General features: G+C 46.7%; 15 protein-coding genes and 2 pseudogenes. 10 read left to right on the plus strand and 7 right to left on the minus strand.

The window, feature by feature from the left end:
• Position 1: 1 nt before the first annotated feature.
• The 3 genes from FHW71_RS02085 to FHW71_RS02095 all read right to left on the minus strand — a co-directional run bounded on the left by FHW71_RS02085 (position 2) and on the right by FHW71_RS02095 (position 4,668).
• Entirely contained in the window at positions 2-1,294 is a 1,293-nt protein-coding gene (locus tag FHW71_RS02085) for an MFS transporter (protein WP_179450417.1), read from the minus strand.
• Positions 1,295-1,650: 356 nt separating this feature from the next.
• Positions 1,651-2,862 carry an ROK family transcriptional regulator gene (locus tag FHW71_RS02090; protein ID WP_179450415.1) on the minus strand — a complete coding sequence of 404 codons (1,212 nt, stop codon included), beginning with the start codon at positions 2,860-2,862 and terminating at the stop codon, positions 1,651-1,653.
• A 135-nt stretch (positions 2,863-2,997) separates the two neighbouring features.
• Positions 2,998-4,668, minus strand: a complete 1,671-nt coding sequence (locus FHW71_RS02095; protein WP_179450413.1) for a GMC family oxidoreductase — start codon at positions 4,666-4,668, stop codon at positions 2,998-3,000.
• Between the two features lie 244 nt (positions 4,669-4,912).
• Between FHW71_RS02095 and glk the strand changes: the two genes are divergently transcribed.
• The 7 genes from glk (at position 4,913) to FHW71_RS02130 (ending at position 12,812) form a co-directional block, all read left to right on the plus strand.
• On the plus strand, positions 4,913-5,893 hold the full coding sequence (gene glk / locus FHW71_RS02100; protein ID WP_179450883.1) for a glucokinase: 981 nt from the start codon (positions 4,913-4,915) through the stop codon (positions 5,891-5,893).
• A gap of 46 nt (positions 5,894-5,939) precedes the next feature.
• Positions 5,940-6,992, plus strand: a complete 1,053-nt coding sequence (locus FHW71_RS02105) for a sugar phosphate isomerase/epimerase family protein (RefSeq protein ID WP_179450411.1) — start codon at positions 5,940-5,942, stop codon at positions 6,990-6,992.
• Between the two features lie 14 nt (positions 6,993-7,006).
• Complete coding sequence (locus tag FHW71_RS02110; protein WP_179450409.1) at positions 7,007-8,164, plus strand: Gfo/Idh/MocA family oxidoreductase; 1,158 nt, start codon at positions 7,007-7,009, stop codon at positions 8,162-8,164.
• A 60-nt stretch (positions 8,165-8,224) separates the two neighbouring features.
• Positions 8,225-8,932: a DUF554 domain-containing protein gene (locus FHW71_RS02115; RefSeq protein WP_179450407.1), complete on the plus strand. Its 708-nt coding sequence runs from the start codon at positions 8,225-8,227 to the stop codon at positions 8,930-8,932.
• A gap of 401 nt (positions 8,933-9,333) precedes the next feature.
• Positions 9,334-10,668 (plus strand): MFS transporter, encoded by a 1,335-nt coding sequence (locus tag FHW71_RS02120; protein WP_179450404.1) that lies wholly within the window; start codon positions 9,334-9,336, stop codon positions 10,666-10,668.
• A gap of 21 nt (positions 10,669-10,689) precedes the next feature.
• Positions 10,690-11,661, plus strand: a complete 972-nt coding sequence (locus FHW71_RS02125) for a PDR/VanB family oxidoreductase (protein WP_179450402.1) — start codon at positions 10,690-10,692, stop codon at positions 11,659-11,661.
• A gap of 11 nt (positions 11,662-11,672) precedes the next feature.
• The gene (locus tag FHW71_RS02130; protein ID WP_218889020.1) at positions 11,673-12,812 is read left to right on the plus strand and encodes an aromatic ring-hydroxylating dioxygenase subunit alpha; all 1,140 of its coding nucleotides are present in this window, start codon (positions 11,673-11,675) and stop codon (positions 12,810-12,812) included.
• Positions 12,813-12,857: 45 nt separating this feature from the next.
• Here FHW71_RS02130 and FHW71_RS02135 read toward each other — a convergent pair whose 3' ends face one another.
• Entirely contained in the window at positions 12,858-14,468 is a 1,611-nt protein-coding gene (locus FHW71_RS02135) for a methyl-accepting chemotaxis protein (RefSeq protein WP_179450400.1), read from the minus strand.
• 119 nt (positions 14,469-14,587) lie between these two features.
• On the minus strand, positions 14,588-15,805 hold the full coding sequence (locus tag FHW71_RS02140; protein WP_218889018.1) for a LysR family transcriptional regulator: 1,218 nt from the start codon (positions 15,803-15,805) through the stop codon (positions 14,588-14,590).
• 466 nt (positions 15,806-16,271) lie between these two features.
• On the opposite strand from FHW71_RS02140, the pseudogene FHW71_RS23985 reads away from it, so the two are divergent.
• Positions 16,272-16,391, plus strand: a pseudogene (locus FHW71_RS23985) (DNA polymerase III subunit theta); the annotation flags it as partial.
• 44 nt (positions 16,392-16,435) lie between these two features.
• Here FHW71_RS23985 and FHW71_RS02150 read toward each other — a convergent pair.
• Both FHW71_RS02150 and FHW71_RS02155 read right to left on the minus strand, forming a co-directional pair.
• The gene (locus FHW71_RS02150; protein ID WP_179450396.1) at positions 16,436-17,539 is read right to left on the minus strand and encodes a porin; all 1,104 of its coding nucleotides are present in this window, start codon (positions 17,537-17,539) and stop codon (positions 16,436-16,438) included.
• A gap of 12 nt (positions 17,540-17,551) precedes the next feature.
• A complete protein-coding gene (locus FHW71_RS02155) occupies positions 17,552-18,862 on the minus strand; it encodes a beta-propeller fold lactonase family protein (RefSeq protein ID WP_286176083.1) in 1,311 nt (436 codons plus the stop codon).
• Positions 18,863-19,263: 401 nt separating this feature from the next.
• On the opposite strand from FHW71_RS02155, the gene FHW71_RS02160 reads away from it, so the two are divergent.
• Both FHW71_RS02160 and FHW71_RS23990 read left to right on the plus strand, forming a co-directional pair.
• Positions 19,264-20,232: a VOC family protein gene (locus FHW71_RS02160; protein ID WP_179450394.1), complete on the plus strand. Its 969-nt coding sequence runs from the start codon at positions 19,264-19,266 to the stop codon at positions 20,230-20,232.
• A 341-nt stretch (positions 20,233-20,573) separates the two neighbouring features.
• Positions 20,574-20,707 (plus strand): annotated as a pseudogene (locus tag FHW71_RS23990) (IS3 family transposase); the annotation flags it as partial.
• Between the last annotated feature and the right edge of the window lie 185 nt (positions 20,708-20,892).

Here is a 20,892-nt window from a genome sequence, read left to right on the forward strand (position 1 = left end):
GTTATTTGAAATACCCGGTCAAACCGGCTGCATTGCGTCTGAAGCCAAACAGCCAGACCACTGAAGTCACCACGGCGATGCCAATCGGAACCACCCAAAGTTGCGTCCACGCCAGCGGGTTATCCACCTGGTTACTCGCCACAATGCCGCCAAAAATGTTGCCGGAAACCACTGCGCCAATGCCGGAACCCACACCTGAAATGGCGATGATGAGCCAACTCTGTGCTTGTGCTTTCATCTCTTTAGGCGTGATTTTGTCGATATACATCGCACTCAATACGATGAAGAAGTCGTTACAGATTCCGTGTAGTGCAATGCCCAGGATTGCCCACTCTTTATCTCCATGCGCTGCCGCGATAAAGATGATGAAGCGAACACCCCACATCCCCATGCCGATCAACAAACCAAACTTCATGCCGATTTTCAGCAGTACGAAAGGAACCAGAGCGATGAAAATCACCTCCGTCACCTGACCAATTGCCAGCACCGCAGCGATATTTTCAATTTTCAGTGCACCAAGGTAGGCAGAGGCAAAGGAGTTATAGAAGCCAAGAGAAATGGAAGTCATGACGGCGCAGATCATCAAGACGGTGAAATTGCGCATCTTGAACAACGGGAATGAGTGCACGCCGACAATATCGCCCCAGTTCAGTCGTGCGTCTTTTTTCTTTGGTGGCGTCTTCGGCAGCGTTAAGGCATAGAAGCCGAGAACCACACTCGCTCCACCGGCGAGCATAAAGATTTGAGGTGACGCTGAAAGCCCAAGCACACCAACACATACACCCGCCAGAACCCACGCTAATGTGGCGAAAATACGCAGGAACGGGAAAAGTTTCTGATGTTCTCCCAGATGTTCAAAGCAAACCGTGTTGGCAAGGCCCAATGTTGGTTGGAAGGTCAACATGTAGAGGAAGATTAGAATCAGCACCCACTCAGAATGCCCACCCATAACCATTGATGGTAAAGCGAACTGAATTGCCGCACCGATGAAACTGGCAATCGCGAGCAGCTTTTCTGCTGAGATGAAACGGTCGCCCAAGGCACCTACAAAAGCAGGCGAGAAAAGTGCAGCCACTGCGCTGAGCGCGTATGCGTAACCTACGATGCCTGCAAGATTGTTGGTGATGAGTACCAGCCCTAAAGTTGAGAACCAGGAGCCAAACACGACAAACTGAAGGAACATCAACAGACCGAGCCGGATAAACACAGGCTTAACATCATAACTAACTGTATTGATTGTCATATTTTTACCATCAGAAGAGCCTGAAGCTTGACCCGCTACTGGGTTACTCATCAAGAGTCCCTCCACGTATTTATTGAATTTGTTTTGAAGTAATAGCAAAACAACTGCCCCGGTTATCAGGCTGAATAATTACAGATAAAGAATTCAGTCATCAATGCGTTGTTGTGAAAAATGTGATCCAATCGTTTAATTTGTGAATTTAAAAACAAATGAGATAAATGTTATCATTCATTATTTGAATGATATTACCGTAATGAAGAAGTATTGACTGCTTAAAGCAACCATAGATGAGAGAATTAAAATGCAAGGAATGAGTTGTGATGGCGCTATAGCTGGCTGGGAAAGTGGTAAAGGGATGGCATGACTTTATTGCTAAGTCATGCCATTAATTTGGCGGGATTACCGTATTAGTTCAATGATTCAGTTGTTGAACAATCGGCGGCGTCATGTGTCATCCAATCGGGTAGATCGCTGATGCCCTGCCCTGACTGCGACAGCAGCGAGGCAATGCCGCCAAGTAGAACCGCATCTTTCTTCAAAATCCCCGGAACAAACTGAATGCCCGGCGATACATTGTCCAGATTGTTCTCTTCAGTTGCGACGCGCAAACTGTCTTTGATAAATTGCCAGGCACTTCCTAACTCGCCGCCGATAGCTACAATGCCCGGCGCGACTATTTTTGCTGTGTTAGCTAACGCTTGTCCGACGTTATGCCCCGCTTCATACAGCACGCGCTGGCAGGCAGCATCGCCATCATTTGCGCTGGCGATCACTTCCGCGAGTGACGATTTGGCATTTTCAGTGTCATCCAGAATGCGCAAAATGGCGCGTTCAGATACCAATGTTGTCAGACATCCACGGGAACCGCAGAAACACACCGGACCGGCCTTATCGATCACTAAATGGCCCAGCTCACCAGCCATGCCATTGCTGCCGTTATGCACCTTGCCATCGATGATTAAACCGCTGCCGATTTGGCGCGAGCAGGAGAGATACAGGAAACAATCAACGCCTCGTCCTGCTCCCCAGGTCCACTCAGCGTAAGTCGCCAGATTGGCATCGTTATCAACATGCACGTTGACGTTGAGAAGAGACTCCAGCTTTTCCTTGATGGGAATATCCTTCCAACCCGGTAAACGCCCTGCCGACCATATGGCAATGGTGCCATTTTTCTTATCAACGGGAGCCTGGATCGAAATCGACACTCCGGTTAAGGCCGCAACGCTGACGTTTGCCAGCCCGGCCAATTGCTTAATGAAAGCGGCCAGTGATTCAGGCGTATTTTGCTGGTCAAGCAGATCATCTGGATAAGCGAGTAAGTCTTGTCGTTTCTGATGTTCAAAGCTGAATACAGCGCCATGGATGAAATCGGCACTGACCATCACCGACATCATGACACCTTTAGTGGAGATCAACGTGACAAGTGCTTCCCGGCCATTTATCCATTCGAAGTCGGCCACACCTTCTTTACGCAGCAACTGAATAACATTGTTGACTGTGGCAGGAGAAAGCCCTGTTTTACGAGCAATCGAAGCCTGAGAGGTCGGCCCCTCATTTCTCAGCAAATCCAGAACCAGACCTACGCTAACGTTGCGTAGGACCCTTTTGCTCGCCGTCATGACGTCACCACTTGATAAAAAATAGGGAAAAGAGAAAGAAACGAATCTTATCGTTCAGAATTTGAAGAATCAACCCGCTTTCCCTGCGGCTGTGAAGCAGGCCGCGAACTGAGTATTCGCAGCCTTATGAGGAAGTTACTTGAATGCACCTTGAGCATGCTGCTGTGAGATATATTCACAAGCTCGCACCGTCACTGCCATGATGGTGAGTGTTGCACCTGATACACCACCGGTAGGGAAACAGCTGCCATCAGTGACAAACAGATTAGGGATATCCCAGGATTGGTTATGGCTATTGAGCACTGAGGTTTTAGGATCATCGCCCATGCGTGCTCCACCCGTTTCATGAATCGCCGCACCCATGCACATGCTTTTACGGAAGTTCATGCGGAACAGCATCCGGCTAAACCAATCGGCGTCCGGGAACGCGCCCTTACCAAACTCTTCCACCCCCAAATACGAGCCACAAAATTCCAACTCAAAACCGGCATTAACCAACATCTCTTTGATCGCTTCCGTTTGCGCCTTGAGCAGTTTTTTCTCGTTATCATGCATGTAGCATGAGATATGGGGCACCGGAATACCGTAGGCATCTTTTTTGTGAGGATTCAGCGTGATGGTATTGTCGGCGTAAGGCAGCATCTCACCAAAACCCATAATGCCAAACTTCGCATCTTTGTCGTCCCGCGCATATAACCGACCAATCGTTCCCTGAAACGCATAACCGCGCACAAACTGGTTGTTGGTTACTTTGTCGAGGTTTTCGAAACGGGGAACATACACCCCGCCGGTCACGCCATAAAAGGGATCGGCGGGATGCGTATTATCCGTTTCAAATCCTTTTTTGCCCGGAATCGTGCCAAAAATCATGCTCGGCACCTGATCCATAAAGTATTTTCCCAACGTTCCTGAGCTATTGCCTAAGCCGTTAGGATATTGTTTGGTTGCCGAGTTCAACAACAGGCGTACAGATTCGATGGTCGATCCACATAGCACCACGATATTGCCATGAATAACGCCCGCCTGTTTTGTCTCACGATCGACATACTCCACGCCACTGGCTTTATTTGATTGCGGATCGACTAAAATTTTGCGCACGACGGCATTGGTGCGCATCGATAAACGTCCGGTTTCTTTCGCGGCCAAAATAGGTTGCGGTACGCGCTTGATGTTGGGTGGCATATAGCGCCATGGAATAGGATTGCGTTCCGGCCAGCGTTCGTGTGTTCTGGATTTGAACGTAGCCTCGGTTGAAGTCAGATGAGAATCTCCCATAAATTGCCCATCAGGTACATTCGGCAAAGACTCTTTGGTCCCATAAATCCCCAGGAATTTTTCGACCTTGTCGTAATAAGGCGCCAGCTCAGCATAATCAAATGGCCAATCCTGCCCTTTACCATCATGGCTGGCGCCTTTGAAATCGTAATCAGACCAGCGCAACAGCATGCGTCCATAGGTATGCAGACGGCCACCCAATTGCTTTCCGCGAATCCACAGAAACGGTTTGTCGGCAGGTGTTGTGTAGGGATTTTCACGATCGTTGACGAATAAATGACGCTGCTGGCGGCCATACATCGCCACCTTAGACTGAATATGTTGACCGGTAATCGCCGCTTTCGCGCGCGCCCATAGCTGTATGCCTTTCTCTTTCGGACCTTTAAAATTCGGATTGAAGTCCTCACTGGTGATATTGCGGCCAGCTTCAATCAGCATCACCTTCAAGCCTTTTTCAGTCAATTCTTTAGCGGCAAAGCTACCAGCGGCCCCGGAGCCAATGACAAGCGCATCGTAATGTGTGTTTTCCATCAAATCCTTCCGGCTTAATTATTGTGCGAAATATTCAATTAGTGAATGGTTCATGCATTTACGAAGCATATCTTTACCATATTTAACCGAACATTTTGTGAGATCACTCCCACAATTTCGATAATAATATTTTTATTGAACGATTGTAGCGCTTATTGTAGAAAGAAGATTCACAACATGAATAATTAACAATTGATGGCCAAACACTGATTGAAATATCAGTGTTTCGTTCCCGGAGCTGATGATGCCTGCTTACGCTTTAATTGGAGATATTGGTGGAACAAACGCCCGCCTGGCCGTGTGTAATCTTGAAACAGGGAAAATTTCAAATATCCAACGATTTCTCACCCGTGATTACCTCACCTTTGAAGAGGTCATCACTCATTTCCTGAACGAATCACCTGTCAGACTTCAGTATGCCTGTTTAGCCATAGCGTCCCCTATCAATGATGAGTGGATAACCATGACCAACAATAGTTGGGCATTTTCTCCTGCTGCACTCAAAAAGCAATTTGCCTTTGAACAACTGGAAATCATTAATGATTTCACTGCTGTCTCGATGTCCATACCTTTATTAAGTGAAGAGTGCGTTATCCAATTTGGTGGAGGCGAACGTGAACGTCACCAACCCATCGCCGTCTACGGTGCGGGAACCGGATTAGGAGTGTCCTGCCTGATTGATCGCAATGGTTGGATGGTGATTCCAGGAGAAGGTGGACATGTTGATTTTGCTGCAACCACCCATGAAGAAGAGGTCATCTGCAGCATTATGCGTTCACGGCTGGGCCACCTTTCAGCAGAAAAATTGCTGTCAGGACAGGGATTAGTGAACATTTACGAAGCCGTGGTGCTGGCCGACAAGCGCCAACCGGAACGTCTTTCACCTGCGGAAGTAACCACTCGCGCTCTCAATTACAGCTGCCATGATTGTTACCGTACGCTGACATTATTCTGTACGGCGATGGGACATTTTGGTGGCAATCTGGCCCTCACCTATGGCGCATCTGGCGGCGTTTATATCGCGGGCGGCATTGTTCCAAAAATCAAAGAGTTCTTCCTCAAATCTGATTTCCGCGTGGCGTTTGAAGATAAAGGCCGCTTCGGCAAATGGCTTAAACAGGTACCGGTTTATCTCATTATTCACGAGTCCCCGGGCTTAACCGGTGCCGTGGCCTGGCTGCAGCAGCAGCTTACTTCAAAACAACAGCCGCTGGTGTTGGCGTAATGCCCACCCCCTCATCCCTACTCTCATCAGTATCAAGGAGGCACATATGCAAACCCTGAAAGGTCCGGGATTGTTTATCTCGCAATTTATTGATTCCTCAGCCCCCTTCAACTCCCTGGATGGCTTAGCCGCATGGGCCGCGATGCTGGGTTTCAAAGCGCTACAGATCCCATGTCACCATCCTCACATTTTTGATCTCAATAAAGCAGCAGAAAGCAAAGCCTACTGCGATGAGATCAGTGGCAAGTTGGCTGAGCATGGATTGGTGATTAGTGAGCTTTCAACGCATTTAGAAGGACAATTAGTCGCTGTTCATCCCGCTTATGATCTGGCATTCAACGACTTTGCTCCTGAAGCATTGCGTCATGACGCTAGTGCTCGTCAGGAATGGGCAGTCAACGCGTTAAAAAAAGCGGCAAAAGCCTCTTCACACTTAGGCCTTAGCGCGCACGCCACCTTCTCAGGGGCATTAGCATGGCCTTATTTTTATCCCTGGCCGCCGCGTAAAGAATCCTTAATAAAGGCCGCATTCGATGAACTGGCAGCACGCTGGCGTCCGATTCTGGATGAGTTTGATAAGTATGGTGTAGATGTCTGCTACGAATTGCATCCAGGTGAAGATTTACATGATGGCGTGAGCTTCGAACGTTTTCTTGCCGCAGTAGATAACCATCCACGCTGCAACATCCTTTACGATCCAAGCCATCTGCGCTTGCAACATATCGATTATGTTGGCTTTATCGACGCGTATCACCAACGTATTAAAGCTTTTCACGTCAAAGACGCCGAATTTACAACATCTAATAAAAGCGGTGTCTATGGCGGCTATCAAGCCTGGATTGAACGTGCAGGCCGCTTCCGCTCTCTGGGTGATGGTGACATAAACTTCCCCGCCATTTTCAGCAAGCTTGCGCAATACGATTATCCAGGCTGGGCGGTTCTGGAATGGGAATGCTGCCTGAAAGAGAGCGAGCAAGGGGCGCGTGAAGGCGCTCAATTTATCAGAAACCACATTATTCCGGTTGCCCAGCGTGCTTTTGACGATTTTGCGGTGACTGATGATTCCGATGCAACAGCCCGGAAAATGCTTGGACTTTAATAGCGGAGAAAAAAATGATTAAGGTTGGTGTAGTTGGCGCAGGTTTTATCGGCCCTGCCCACATTGAAGCTATTCGTCGCTTAGGCGTGGCAGAAGTAATTGCCATTGCCGCTCATACTCAGGAACTGGCTGATGAAAAAGCGAAAGAACTCAATATTCCGCATGCTTATGCCAATGTGGACGATTTATTAAATAACCCAGAAATTCAGGTGGTGCACAACTGCACACCTAACAATGTCCACGCAGAAATTAACAAAAAAATCATCCGTGCTGGAAAACACGTATTTTCCGAAAAACCGTTATGCATGACGCTCGATGAAGCACGTGAACTGTCAGACCTGGTTAAAGACAGCGATCTGGTTCACGGTGTGAGCTTTGTTTATCGCAAATTCAGCATGGTGCAACAATCAGCAGCAATGATTGCCGACGGTGATGTTGGACGCGTGTTTTTGGTTCACGGTGGTTACTTCCAGGACTGGATGTTGCTGGAGACCGATTACAACTGGCGTGTTGAACCACAACATGGTGGTAAGTCGCGCGCATTCGCTGACATCGGATCGCACTGGTGCGACACGGTTCAATATGTCACTGGAAAAAAAATTACCCGCGTATTCGCCGATCTTTCCATTGCCTGGCCGGAGCGCAAGTCAGCCAAAGGGGTGACTTCAACCTTCTCTGCTGAAAGAGACGCAGAGGCCGCCTATGACATCAAGAGTGTATCAACGGAGGATTTTGGATCTATCCTGGTCATGTTTGAGGACGGCTCGCGCGGATCGTTCACGGTGTCACAGGTCAGCGCCGGACGCAAGAATCAGCTGGTAATGGAAATCAACGGCAGTGAAATGTCTTTAGCATGGGATCAGGAAATGCCTCAGCAACTGTGGCTGGGTCATCGAGGTCAGCCTAATCAGCTATTATCAGACGATCCCTCGTTGTTGAAAAAAGGCGTCGCATCATCAGCACATTATCCTGGTGGCCATATTGAAGGCTGGCCAGACGCGTTTAAAAACATGATGCAAGAGTATTATTCGTATATTGCATCTGGCAAACGTATACAAGATGAAAAGCCGGGTTTCGCAACTTTCTTGGATGGTGCCAATGTCATGGCCATCATTGCTGCAGTCATTGAAAGTAACGAAAAAAATAGCTGGATTGACGTCCAAAAAATATAAATATACTGGCAAGCCTGATAAGGGCTTGCCTATTTAATTTTGCCTCACCAGGGGGAAATTGTGATTATCGGTCCTTATGCTAATAGCTTGGGCATTATTCTTGGAAGCCTGATAGGTTTTATGCTGGCCCGCGCCGTACCTAAACGTCTGCATGAAAGTATGCCGATGGTTTTTGGCCTTTGCTCAATGTCAATGGCCGTTATTTTGATCATGAAGTTTTCGACACTTCCGGTAATCATTTTAGCCTGCATCATCGGAACTATCATTGGAGAATTGATTTACGTCGAAAGACGAATTAATAACGCGGCGGCAAAAGTACGAAAGTTTGCGGAGTGGCTTTCACCAGGCCGTCAGGAAACAGTCAGTCAAAACGAATTTCTTGAACTCTTCGTTGCCCTGATTGTGCTGTTCTGTGCGAGTGGAACCGGGATCGTTGGTGCATTAAATGAAGGCATGAACGGAGATGCTTCGGTGCTCTACACCAAGGCCAGTATGGATTTCTTTGCCGCTCTCCTGTTCTCCACGCGGCTTGGCTACGTTGTTGCTTTCATCGCCATCCCACAAATCATCATACAACTGAGCCTCGCTTATGCCGCGATTCTGATCCTGCCTTTAACCAGCGAAATCATGCGTAATGATTTTTATGCAGTAGGTGGAATGTTAATGATGGCAACCGGTTTAAGAATTTGCGGAATAAAAATTTTTCCCATAGCCAATATGTTGCCTGCGTTAATAATTGTGATGCCGTTGTCGGCATTGTGGAACTGACTGAGACTATTGATGCCAAAGAAACTAAACAACAGGTTGCGAATAACACGCTTACGCAGTAACTTCATGCTATTAAGAAACAAACAGCAAGTTAAAAAAACCGCCGAAATGACCATCGAACTAAAACCACGTTAATCGGCTAACGCTAATTTCAACACGTGGGTTATTTCATCCATAGATAATCTATCGTGCCTCACCAGGGACTGCTAATAATTGGCAGTCCCTTTTTTTGATAAAATCAAATAATTTTAAACACCCAATTCAGACGCTTTCGATCACAGAATAACTAAAACTCATACCTTTCGCATAAGTATTGAATCTCTCTGCAGGATTTTTTTTTGTAATTTGAAATCAGCAGTCGCTAACGCTGCCCCTACAACCATATAAATGAGAATCCATCTATGAACGAGAATCCGATTGATGTTCGCGACTGGATTGATAAACAAAAAATCAGTCGCTATCAGTTCTACGTATTGTTCCTCGGCTTCATGATCATTTTTATCGATGGTTATGACACCGCAGTGATGGGTTTCATAATCCCCTCGCTTAATCAGCAGTGGCAGCTAACGCCGGGACATGCGGGCATGATCCTGGGCGCTGCCATGTTAGGCGTGGCGCTCGGCGCAATCGCCGCAGGGGGTTTGGCTGACCGCTTTGGACGCAAAAAGATACTGCTTTCAGCTATGGCGCTGGTCAGTGTAATGAGCGTAACAGGCGCGTTTTCTACAACGCCATCACAGCTTGCGGCTTTTCGCTTTTTGTCCGGATTAGGACTTGGCGCAGTGATGCCGATTTGCGTAACTCTGGTCGCCGAGTTTGTGCCCTCACGCCGTAAAAGTACGGTGATGACTGCGATGTATAGCGGATTCAGCCTGGGATCAGGCGGTGCGGGTTTGCTGGCAGCCTGGATGCTGCAACATTTTCACTGGGGCAGTTTATTGCTGATTGGCGGCCTCATCCCTGCGCTATTACTGTTGCTCTTGCTGCTGACTTTGAGCGAATCGCCAATGTATTTATGGCGACGCGCTGCGGATCACAAACAATTGTGCCACGTGCTTAATCGAATGGGCGGGTGCTTTGATCATCGTTTTACCGTGCGCGAATATCCCTTTTTCAACGATAAAAGCACCTTCAGTGCGCTGTTCTCATCAGGCTATAGCAAAAAAACCTTAGTGCTCTGGCTGACCTATCTCTTTGGCTTGTTCACCATTTATTTGCTGAATGGATGGATGCCAAATTCGTTACGTCAGGGCGGCTTTTCACTAACGGAAACGGCGTGGGTCGCATCGGGTTTTCAGCTGGGTGGCATATTTGGTTGCCTGGTGATCGGCTATCTGATGGACAAAACGTCAGCCGCGAAAATGGTCTCCGTGTTCTATCTGGTCGGTGCCACCATCCTGTTCGGGGCATTTGTGCTTGATAAGCAATTTATGACCTTGCTGGTGCTTATCTTCCTTTCCGGCATTTTCATCAATGGTGCTCAGACCGGTATGCAATCAATCGCACCTGCAACCTATCCCACAGCTTTCCGCGCAACCGGCGTGAGCTGCATGCACGGCATCGGCCGCATTGGTGCCATCGCCAGTTCTTCCATGGGCGGCGTCTTGCTCTATGCATTTCCCGGTGAAAGCAGCCTTTACTGTTTCCTTGCCACTTCAGCGCTGATCGCATCGTTGCTCATCATCAATCTCAACACAACGATTCAGCTAATAACTGAGCGACAAGTTTCTAAGTAGTCAATTTACAGGAGTAATGTTATGGCTTTTCAGACGATAAATGTCACCGTCGCATCGATAAAAGCAGTGACGGAAGATGTTCGTGAAATCAGGTTATCGTCCAGTGAAGGTCAACCGCTGCCTGAATATGGACCCGGAGCACATACCATGCTTTTTCTGCGTGATGCGGATGGCACCTTATTGGTACGCCACTATTCATTAATAGGCGGTGACACTCAGGACGATCCACGCAACGTATGGCGCATTGCAGTGAAGCGTGAGCAATATGGGCAAACATCCAACTATATCCATACGCAGCTGCAGCCGGGCATGAATGTGCAGGTTTCGGTGCCTGTTAACGCCTTCCCGCTCGAACGCAATAATGCTCCTACGTTATTGATCGCGGGGGGCATTGGCATCACGCCAATTTTATCGATGCTGCGCAGTCTGACTAAGCGTAATAAACCAGTGCGTATGATCTACTGTGGTTTAAATGCCAGGAGCATGGCGTATCACACCGAAGTGCAGACGCTGAGTGGAGAAAACGCAGAATTCTTGTATGCCGAACAGCAGCAGCGCCTGGAGTTTGATCAGCTTTTTCGCAAGCTGCACGCCACTACACACATTTATATTTGTGGCCCGTTGCCAATGATTGAAGCCTGTATCGCCGCCGCAAAAGCGTGTAATTGGCCATTACAACAACTGCACTATGAACTGTTCCTGGCTAACAATCCTCTTCGTGATGGCTTCGATGTTTATCTGCAAAAGTCACATAAAACCGTTCACGTGCATGGCAACACTTCCATTCTCGACGCGCTAAACAACGCCAACATTGACGTGCTATGGGATTGTCGACGCGGCGAATGTGGTGTCTGCGCACAACACATCATTGATGCTGATGGCCCCATTATTCACCGCGATGTTTGCCTTGATGATGATGACAAAAATAAAAGCGCCTCGATGTGCATCTGCGTCTCCCGCCTTAAGGGCAAAAAAATCACACTTGACCTGTAAGTGAGGAAAGCATGAGCAATACATTTGATATGAACTTTGAACACCCGCGAGTTCCACTAAACGACAGCGTTTTGGCAAGCAGTGGCTTTGCCGATCAAAACACGCCGCTGGTGAAAAATTGCTGGTATGTTGCCGCGCTGGCGCATGAAGTCACACGCGAGATCTTCAGCCGCCGTTTTTTAGGCATTGAGGTAGCACTTTATCGTACCGAAGCCGGCGAACCCATCGCTATGCGTAATCGTTGCCCACATCGCTCATTTCCATTGGCAAAAGGTACATTGCACGGCGATAACCTGCGCTGTGGCTATCACGGCATGGAGTTCGCGCCATCAGGGCGCTGCGTCAACCTGCCGTCGATGATCAATGTGCCCACAAATGCCGCTGTGCGTACCTATGACATCGTAGAGCGTGGACCGCTGCTGTGGATTTGGATGGGTGATCCCGATTTGGCCGACCCCGCTCTCATCCCCGAAACGCCTTGGTTAGAAAGTAACGAATGGAAGACCGTTAACGATCAGTTCCATATGAAATCAGACTATGTATCAATGCATGAGAACTTGCTCGATCAGACGCATTTCCCATTCCTGCATCCAGGGGCAATTGGTACGCCTGAATACGCACGCTCCAAGCTTGAGGCGCGCGTCGAAGATGACAAAGTTATCATTGAACGCCAACTGCTTAACTCCCCGCCGCCGGGCGTTTATGCCGGGCCGACTAAGTTAGGCGGCATTCCAGTTAATCGGTTTTCAACTGCTATGTTCGTCTCGCCAGCCATGCATGTGGCGTTTGCACGCATAGTTGATATCACCAAACACCACGGCAGCGAAGAGACCTATCGCTTCAACATCTCACATATTTTCACGCCGGAAACCAACGGCAGCATCCATTATTGGTGGTTCTGCTCGCGCAACTTCGACTTGCAAAACGAGGAAACCGATAAGCATCTGTATGAATCATCTCAGAAAGCCTATACCGAGGATGTGGATGCGCTGGAGTGGATTTTGGAAGTGGTTAATAACGACCCTGAAAAACAGTTTGATCTCAACTTTGCTCCCGATCGCCCTGGACTTATGATGCGCCGCATCCTGCATGATTTGTCGCTAAGCGAAAGTGGTCTCGACCCTAAACAAGTCATTATGATGGCGCGATAAACAAGTTGAAAAAGCCCGCCAGAGTAAATCCTGGCGGGCTTTTAATTAGTTGATGCGGAAAATAGCAACAGCCTGATTCAATCGGTCAGCTCGGGTTTCAAGGCCACTGGTGGTTTGCGCGGATGCCTCCACCAACAATGCATTTTGCTGGGTAACGCGATCCATCTCCGTAACCGCCAAACTCACCTGATCAATACCGCGACTCTGCTCCTGCGAGGCGGTAGCAATTTGCTCCATTAAGCTGTTGACGCGCGTCACCGCCTCGGTGATTTCATTCATCGTTTCACCAGCATGGTCGGCATGAGATGCGCCTGCTGTAATGCGATTAACCGACTCTTCTATCAATACCTTAATCTCTTTGGCTGCTTGTGCTGTACTCTGCGCAAGGTTACGCACTTCTCCCGCAACGACTGCAAATCCGCGCCCCTGCTCGCCTGCCCTCGCCGCTTCTACAGCCGCATTTAGTGCCAGAATATTGGTCTGAAATGCGATGCCATCAATCATGCTGATGATATCGGCTATACGCTGAGAACTTGCGGCTATGCCATGCATAGTGCTCACCACATCGCTCACCACTTTATTTCCTCTAACCGCTATCAGCGATGCACTGCTGGCGAGTTCGGAGGCGACGTTAGCATTGTCTCCATTTTGCTTAACCGCAGCGGTAAACTGCTCCATGCTGGCGGCGGTTTGCACCAGCGCTGATGCCTGTTGTTCGGTTCTGGACGACAAATCCTGGTAATCAGCGCTAATCGCGCTTGCTGCAGAGAAAATCTCGCTCGCTTCTGAACGCACATCTGAAACGGTTCGCGCGAGTTCAGTCTGCATATGTTGCAGCGCAGTGAGCAATTCTCCCATTTCATTATTAACATCAACTCGGATGTCAGATGTTAATTCACCTTTTGCAATCGCATGTATATGAGTAACACCTCGTTTGAGTGGCTGAATAAGAAGGTGCTGGAGACGCCGCCAGACGAAATAAACAATACAGGGAAGCACTACCATTAAAGTGATCAATAACCACAGCGCTCGTTCATACGCGAGTTTATTTTCAGCCTCACCCTGCTTAATTAATCGGTCACAATCAATCAACCAGTTTTCGAAAGCCTTTTCAAAATCATCTTGATTTTTCTGCGCAGCTTGGCTCATGAAAGATGAAATGTCATCGTGACTGATGTCACTCAACAGGGAATTTAATGTGCTGTAATAGTGTTGATAGCGATCGTTTAATTGAATATTCAAAATTGATTCTACTTCATACGGCTGAAGTTTTTGATTGAAATCCGTCATGGCATTTTTCGCTAACAGAAGCTTCATCTCTATCTTTGCAATAGAATCTGCATGCGATTGATGTTGGTTTGGCAGTTGTAACTTATTAATTCCTAACTGATTTAACAGTGTTCGCGCTTGCACCATCGCCATCCATGCGGTACCAAGTGAAGTTTGTAGCTCACGAATATGTTGGTTTAAGATAAAGTTTTGTTTATCACTTCGGATGGTTTGAAAAAACAATCCACTGGACGAAAACTGTATTAGCGAAAAAAGAACCAGAATGGCGGTCAACAAGGTGACCACACGAATTCGATTAAGCATAATGACCTCTAGCTGGTGTTTCTGGGTAAGATTATTATTAGCCATGGACAAAAGATTAAACATTCCATCCATAGTTAAGCTATCGGCAGGAAAATGGAATTGATGATATTGATTATGTTAGATATGCCATGAGTTTTATTTATTCCAAGCTATCAGAAAAAAATCAGGTTTAATTAAGCCTGCTAGAACATATTTTTTATGGTTTCAATTAAGGCAAGTGCAGCTGGTGAGTGAAGCGAACCATGCCGGAATATAAGTCCAATATCTCGACGCGTATCCTGCAGACTGTAATTCAGTGGTTGCAGGATGTCGTTTTCAAGCTCCCAGGCAAGTTGCTGCGATGAAACCACCGCTATCATCTCTGTTCGCAACAGCAGCCCCCGTACAATCGCTAAATCACCACTCTCTACGGCAGGTTGCAGCACCGGCAATCCACGATCGACAAAAGCTTGATCAAGTAAGCGACGAGCGGGCGTTTTACTTCGCGGTAAGATCCATTTGGCGGTGGCAAAGTCTTCCGGCTGCAGTGATTTATGCAATAGCGGATGCTGTGGACCCACCAACATCACCAGTTCTTCCTCGAACAGAAAGGTGTTATCTGTGTCGAAGAAGTCCTCCTCCTTGCGCAGCGCACCAACAATGAAATCAACATCTCCTGACCGTAAGTCAGTCACTAAACCGCTGAAAGCACTTTCATTGGTAAAGATGCGGATCCCAGGATGCGTCGCCATTAGTTGAGCTATCGCTTCCGGTAGCAAACTCGTGCGGCTTAGCGGCAAGGCACCGATGTTCACCGTGCCGGTCAGTATCCCCTGGCGCGCTGCTATATCTTCTTTTATATGACTTATTTCATTGATCGCACGACTAATTCCGGATGCAATTTCACGTCCCGCAGTGGTCGGTATTAATCCACGTGGAGTGCGCTGAAAGAGAGAGATATCGGCACCTTTTTCCAGCACTTTTAATGAAGCGCTTATCGCTGGCTGACTTACGCCAAGTGCATGAGCTGCTGTTTTGGTGTGATGGAAACGATGTAGAGCAACGAAAACTTCCAGCCTTCGTAAATTGAAGAGCCATATAGGTTCGGCTTCTTCACGTCGCTCAGTGGCGCGGGGTTTTAATTTAGTCAAGATTTCCGGGATCTGTCTGAGTTCAGCGATCGCTTTCTGTGCACGTGGAAGTATGCATTTCCCAAAATCAGTAATCATCATGCCTGAAGCGTGACGTTCAAAAAGCGTGACGCCTAAAGCCTCCTCAAGTTCGCGGACCGAACGTGTTACCGCAGATTGAGTCCGAAATATATTGTCGGCGGCTTCAGAGACGGTTCCGTATTTAGCGATCATACAGAATGATCTTAACTGCATGATTTTTAACGATCCATCTTTCTCTTCGTCAATCATAATCAAATCAGTCCAGATTGAGGGTTAAGTTCTCAAAACAAAAAAATGCATATTTGGGATAAGCTGAAAAGTCATAATTTGAATGATTGATCAATTTAATACCAACTGAATACGTTTAAGATACGAATATTCACCATAATAATTTAAAAATCAATAATAACAGTTTACATTGTGATCGCTTTGTACAAATTTCCGGTGTGTTTTCACTCTCGTTTCGTCACAGGTGCTAGCTATGAATAAAATGTCCCCCTTTTTCGTTCTGAGGTTGTTGGCAGCTTCCTGCGGCCAGACAAATTAAACATGCACGAATCCAAAAAGCTTCAGGTCAAATCGATGCCCAGCAGCTGCGCCAAATCGAAGATAGTGAAAACTTCAGCGTGAAAATGGATTGAAAGTGGTAACCGATTGAGATTTTCACCACCCCTGGTGGCATCTGGATTTCTTCGCTGCGTTAATAACAACCTGACTGAACAGCGGCTGTGGCAAAAAAAGCCAGGAAGAGCGCCAAAAAATTGATGCTGATCTCGAAGCATCAGGCATTGCGTGTAAAGAGCGGCTGTATATGCCGGTAGGGGTATCAGAAGAAGAGAGGCTGATGCAGTTACTCTCTGCATCAGCATCATCCTGCCGTTAAAAATAGTAACTCATATTTAATGCGGTCATATTATCGTTGCCGTTAATCCCGCCGACCTGTTTGACATACTGAGAATCTTCATCCAACAAGTTTATATAGTAATCAATATAAACTCTAAAGTTAGGATTGAAATTATAACTGACACCCAATTCGATGTAATTTGCCAGGTCAGCATCCCCACCATCAAACGCTCCAACAGGCGTGAGATCATAACCACGTGTGTGAAACCAACCAATCGAAGGCCGAAGACCTGACTTAAAGATATATTGAGCCAAGAGCTCAATGTTTCTGGTTTTATTCGCAAAGCCCGCATCTCCCGATGAACCTGTGCGCGTGGTATTTCTGGTTTCAGAATAAAGTGAGGCAAGGTATAAGCTATTAGCATCGTACTTCGCACCGATAGCCCAGGATTCGGCATTACGTCCTTTACCATCCTCTCGTTGCTCAGTCGTTCGGTCTGATTTGCTATAAGCCCCAATCATTTTCAATCCATCAATAATCTCATAACCCAGGGAATAACCAATTCCCTTACCATTAGAGGTATAGATATTGCTGGTTTCATTTTTCCCTTGCAATTGAATACCTAAGCTTAGATTATCTGAAAGACCAAAGAAGTCATTACTTCTGAAAGTCAGAACACCCTCAGAACGACTGTTCATGAAGTTTTTATTATAACTTCCCGTCCATGTCATTGCCGACCATGACGGAGCCATATCCGTTAAAGAACCAACATCATATAAAATGCCGTTGTTATAACCATAATCAACAGATCCAATTCCCTGATACTTTATGCCAGCAAACCCAAGCCTGGTCTCCGTGGTTTGAGCTTCATCCTCAGCAGCATTGGTATAGGCACGATATTCCCATTGTCCAAACCCTGTTAACTTATTGCTGATTTGCGTCTGTCCTTTAAATCCTATTGAACCAAAACCTGCTTCTTTTCTGGTATGATCACTGTTTTCTTTATAGATTTCTTTCGCAACCAGCTTTCCATATAAGTCGACAATATTCCCATCTTTGTTATAGACCACTGCTGAGTGGGATAACGTAGGTATCAATAAAAAGAGTGGTACAGAAAATATAAAATGGTGTTTATTCATGTTTAGCCTGCATCAATTAAGTAAAGCAAAAGAGATAAACGCGGGCTGAGCGAGCGGTACCTCACTGCTTCTTTTCAGGCTGCCATCATTAGCGTTGATGCTATAAATTTTAAGTTTGTTATCAGGGCGATCGGCGACAATTAAGTTTTGGGCGTCGGGTGACAAAGCAAAGCTTCTCGCAGCGACGCCTGGATGCAGAGATTTGGCCAGAGGCACAGATCCCTTCCATTCAAGTTTGCCATTTGGCTGAATGCCAAACCAACTGATGTCATCGCTACCGCGATTGTTGACATACACATACTTATGATTCGGGTGAAGGCGAATCTCTGCAGGTTCGTTATACCCATCAAACGTTGGAGGAACGGCTGAAACTTTATCAATCAGCGAGATCTTCCCATTTACTGGATCAAAATTCATTGAAGCAACCTGGTTAGACAACTCCAGATCCAGATAGAACCGTTTATTATCAGTGAACACAAGATGCCGTGGCGCTGATACATCTGGGAATTTAAAACTGTTAACTAATTTTAGTTTATCCCTGATTGCATAAACTAAAATTTCATCCGTTCCTTTATTACACACCAATAGATATTTCCCATCCGGTGATACTACTGAACTGTGCGCGTGCGAACTGGCTTGGGCATGTCCCGCCAGTTGCTTTGAGTTATTGGGGTCTTGCCCGTGGCCTTTGAGAACCACCAGATCTTTAATATTTTCCAGTTCGCCACTGCTTTTTAACTTATACATGATGACTGTAGCGTCATCATAATCATAAGCTGATTGCCACTTCCCCTCTTTAAATACAACTTTTTCAATATGTTCAAAGCCGCCATGATTAGCAGTAAAAAGTCTATTGTTAGCCGCATCAATACTCAAATAGGTCGGATTCGGACCCGGTGCAATCATAGAATTTAACGGTATTAATTTCCCTGTATTCTTATCAATAGAAAATGAATAGACTTTTGCTGGTGATGAAACCGGACCTCGCCCATCATTTTTTCTCTCGTCGACAGAATATAATTTGAGATTTTTTTGATTAACGACCTGAAATCCAGCTTGGGCCGGTGCATCGATATGCTGGATCTGCGTTAATTTTTTTCCATCATCAGACATCTCGTAAGAATATATTCCTCCAGTACTGCCTTCTCCTGAATATGTGCCAACATACACCATTGTTTTCGTATGTTTTGCGGCATTATTTGGCTCTTCTGTAGCTGAAGCTGCATTCACTAAATAAGGCATCAAACATAGAGAGGCTAATATCGCAGTAGCTATGTTTTTTTTCTTTGGAATTTGATTAGACAGAGGCGAAGTTATATCCATTTAATGTTCCTTTTATGAAAGTCATAACTACAAGTTAATACTTCAGATAGTTATGGAGACGAGTGAGTGTCAGTTGTCGTTCGAATAGGCACACTGGACTTTAAACACTCCTTTCATCACGGCAATGGTTTTGTCTAATTTATGTGATCAATGATTCAATATAAATATCATTTCAAGTTTAAATTATAGTAATCATTCAATGTTTGAATGGAATAGAGAGCTACGAAAAGGGAAGCTAGTACGAGACTGACGAGTTATAGATGCTTAATTGTCAGATGGCTCACAGTATAAATGCAATGCATACCCCTAAAAGGTATTTGAAACAGACACTTCCGGGGGTTCTGATTAACGTGGGTGCATCGTTTAGCTGCATTGCTATTACCGTTTGAAAGGAGAGCACAATGACGAACCAACAACCGGAACCTTGCTTTGATATCGCACATCTCGCCCATGTTGAGATGTATACCGATAAGTTTGAGGAAAGCTTAAACTTCTTCGTCAATGTTTATGGGCTCACCGTTTCAGCTTTGAATGACGATCATGCCTGGCTTCGTGCATGGGATGACTATGAATTCCACTCACTCAAACTCACTCGTCACCATACGACCGGCGTCGGTCATATCGCCTATCGTGCCAGTTCAGAGGCGGCACTGTTGCGCCGGGTAGCGGCAATTGAAGCCAGCAAATATGATGTAATTGGGTGGGTAGATGCCGAAAAGGGGCATGGTCGTGCTTTCCGCTTTTCTGATCCTTTCGGTCATGTATTCGAGATTTATTACGATACGGTTCGCTATGAGGCTGAACCAGCGGAACGCCCCGCTTTAAAGAATCTTGCTCAACGCTATCACGCGCGCGGTGCCTGCCCTCGCCGCCTGGACCACTTAAATTTACTGGCATCAGATGTGCGTGAGTTTAAAGTCTTTATGGAAACATGCCTGGGCTCGCGCGTTACAGAAATGATTCAGCTCGATAATGGGCGCGTTGGTGGATGCTGGTTCACCATCAATAACAAAACTTATGATCTGGCCTGCACTGAAGAGCATGGCGGCGGCTCGGCGCGATTACACCACGTCACATATGCAACTGACACGCGGGAAGACATTTTGCGCGCTGCAGACATCTTCCTTGAAAATGGTGTTCATATAGAAACGGGTCCACACAAACACGCCATACAAGGTACGTTCTTCCTTTACGTATGGGAGCCAGCAGGTAACCGCGTCGAGTTAGCAAATTCTGGAGCACGACTCATTTTGGCGCCAGACTGGCAGACAGTGGTTTGGACAGAATCAGAGCGGAAGAAAGGCCAAGCATGGGGATTGAAGACGATTGAGACATTCCATACGCATGGTACACCGCCAGTCTCGCGCTAATGTCGCTAAAGCTTTTGAACCTGCAGGTACTTCATTGAGAGAAGTGCCTGCAGGTTCAAAATATTTGCTCTAAGCATAACGAATTCTGCACCCTCAGCGATGCTATACCGGCAACGGTGAATAATGCTCCCGTAACGAGTGTGGTAACGCAAACTTTCTTCCCGGGAGTATGATGACCACTTATCAGGGAGCGCTTCAAGTTATTAAATAAATATCATGCCCTAGACCAGTTAAAAGGCAAATATGACTTGCTTAACGTTTATTCAAACACAGTGATATTAGTAATGTCTTCATCTGTAATGTTGGGATATTTCTATGAAAACGCGTTTTTTAACGAATAAATCATAGGAATTTTGTGCGAGGCTGAAGCCGGGGTCTCTGCACGGGTACTCTGCCGCAAGTATGCTATTCAGATGTAACCCACACCTGCCTAAAGAAATTTGATGGTATGGAAGAGCATGAAGCTAAGCGGCTTACGCTTCTGCCCTGCCCCCCGGATGTGCAACCTCACCTTGCCAGCGGATTTTCTCATGGATGATCTCGCCAGCAACCGCAAGATTATTTTTCTGACTGAGTGGATGATTCTACAAAGGGGTGCCTGATGGCCTCCTACCGCCTTCAGAATTTGAGTCGTGCCGCTCAAGCTTAGTATAAATTGCA

Source organism: Enterobacter sp. Sphag1F (genome assembly GCF_014193275.1).
Lineage (GTDB): Bacteria > Pseudomonadota > Gammaproteobacteria > Enterobacterales > Enterobacteriaceae > Pantoea > Pantoea symbiotica.

Coding starts and splice junctions, on each gene's coding strand:
- FHW71_RS02135 (WP_179450400.1), bottom strand. CDS start 14,468: ATGTTTAATCTTTTGTCCATGGCTAATAATAATCTTACCCAGAAACAC.
- FHW71_RS02105 (WP_179450411.1), top strand. CDS start 5,940: ATGCAAACCCTGAAAGGTCCGGGATTGTTTATCTCGCAATTTATTGAT.
- FHW71_RS02090 (WP_179450415.1), bottom strand. CDS start 2,862: ATGACGGCGAGCAAAAGGGTCCTACGCAACGTTAGCGTAGGTCTGGTT.
- FHW71_RS02140 (WP_218889018.1), bottom strand. CDS start 15,805: ATGATTGACGAAGAGAAAGATGGATCGTTAAAAATCATGCAGTTAAGA.
- FHW71_RS02150 (WP_179450396.1), bottom strand. CDS start 17,539: ATGAATAAACACCATTTTATATTTTCTGTACCACTCTTTTTATTGATA.
- FHW71_RS02110 (WP_179450409.1), top strand. CDS start 7,007: ATGATTAAGGTTGGTGTAGTTGGCGCAGGTTTTATCGGCCCTGCCCAC.
- FHW71_RS02095 (WP_179450413.1), bottom strand. CDS start 4,668: ATGGAAAACACACATTACGATGCGCTTGTCATTGGCTCCGGGGCCGCT.
- FHW71_RS02120 (WP_179450404.1), top strand. CDS start 9,334: ATGAACGAGAATCCGATTGATGTTCGCGACTGGATTGATAAACAAAAA.
- FHW71_RS02155 (WP_286176083.1), bottom strand. CDS start 18,862: ATGGATATAACTTCGCCTCTGTCTAATCAAATTCCAAAGAAAAAAAAC.
- FHW71_RS02160 (WP_179450394.1), top strand. CDS start 19,264: ATGACGAACCAACAACCGGAACCTTGCTTTGATATCGCACATCTCGCC.
- FHW71_RS02085 (WP_179450417.1), bottom strand. CDS start 1,294: ATGAGTAACCCAGTAGCGGGTCAAGCTTCAGGCTCTTCTGATGGTAAA.
- FHW71_RS02130 (WP_218889020.1), top strand. CDS start 11,673: ATGAGCAATACATTTGATATGAACTTTGAACACCCGCGAGTTCCACTA.
- glk (WP_179450883.1), top strand. CDS start 4,913: ATGCCTGCTTACGCTTTAATTGGAGATATTGGTGGAACAAACGCCCGC.
- FHW71_RS02125 (WP_179450402.1), top strand. CDS start 10,690: ATGGCTTTTCAGACGATAAATGTCACCGTCGCATCGATAAAAGCAGTG.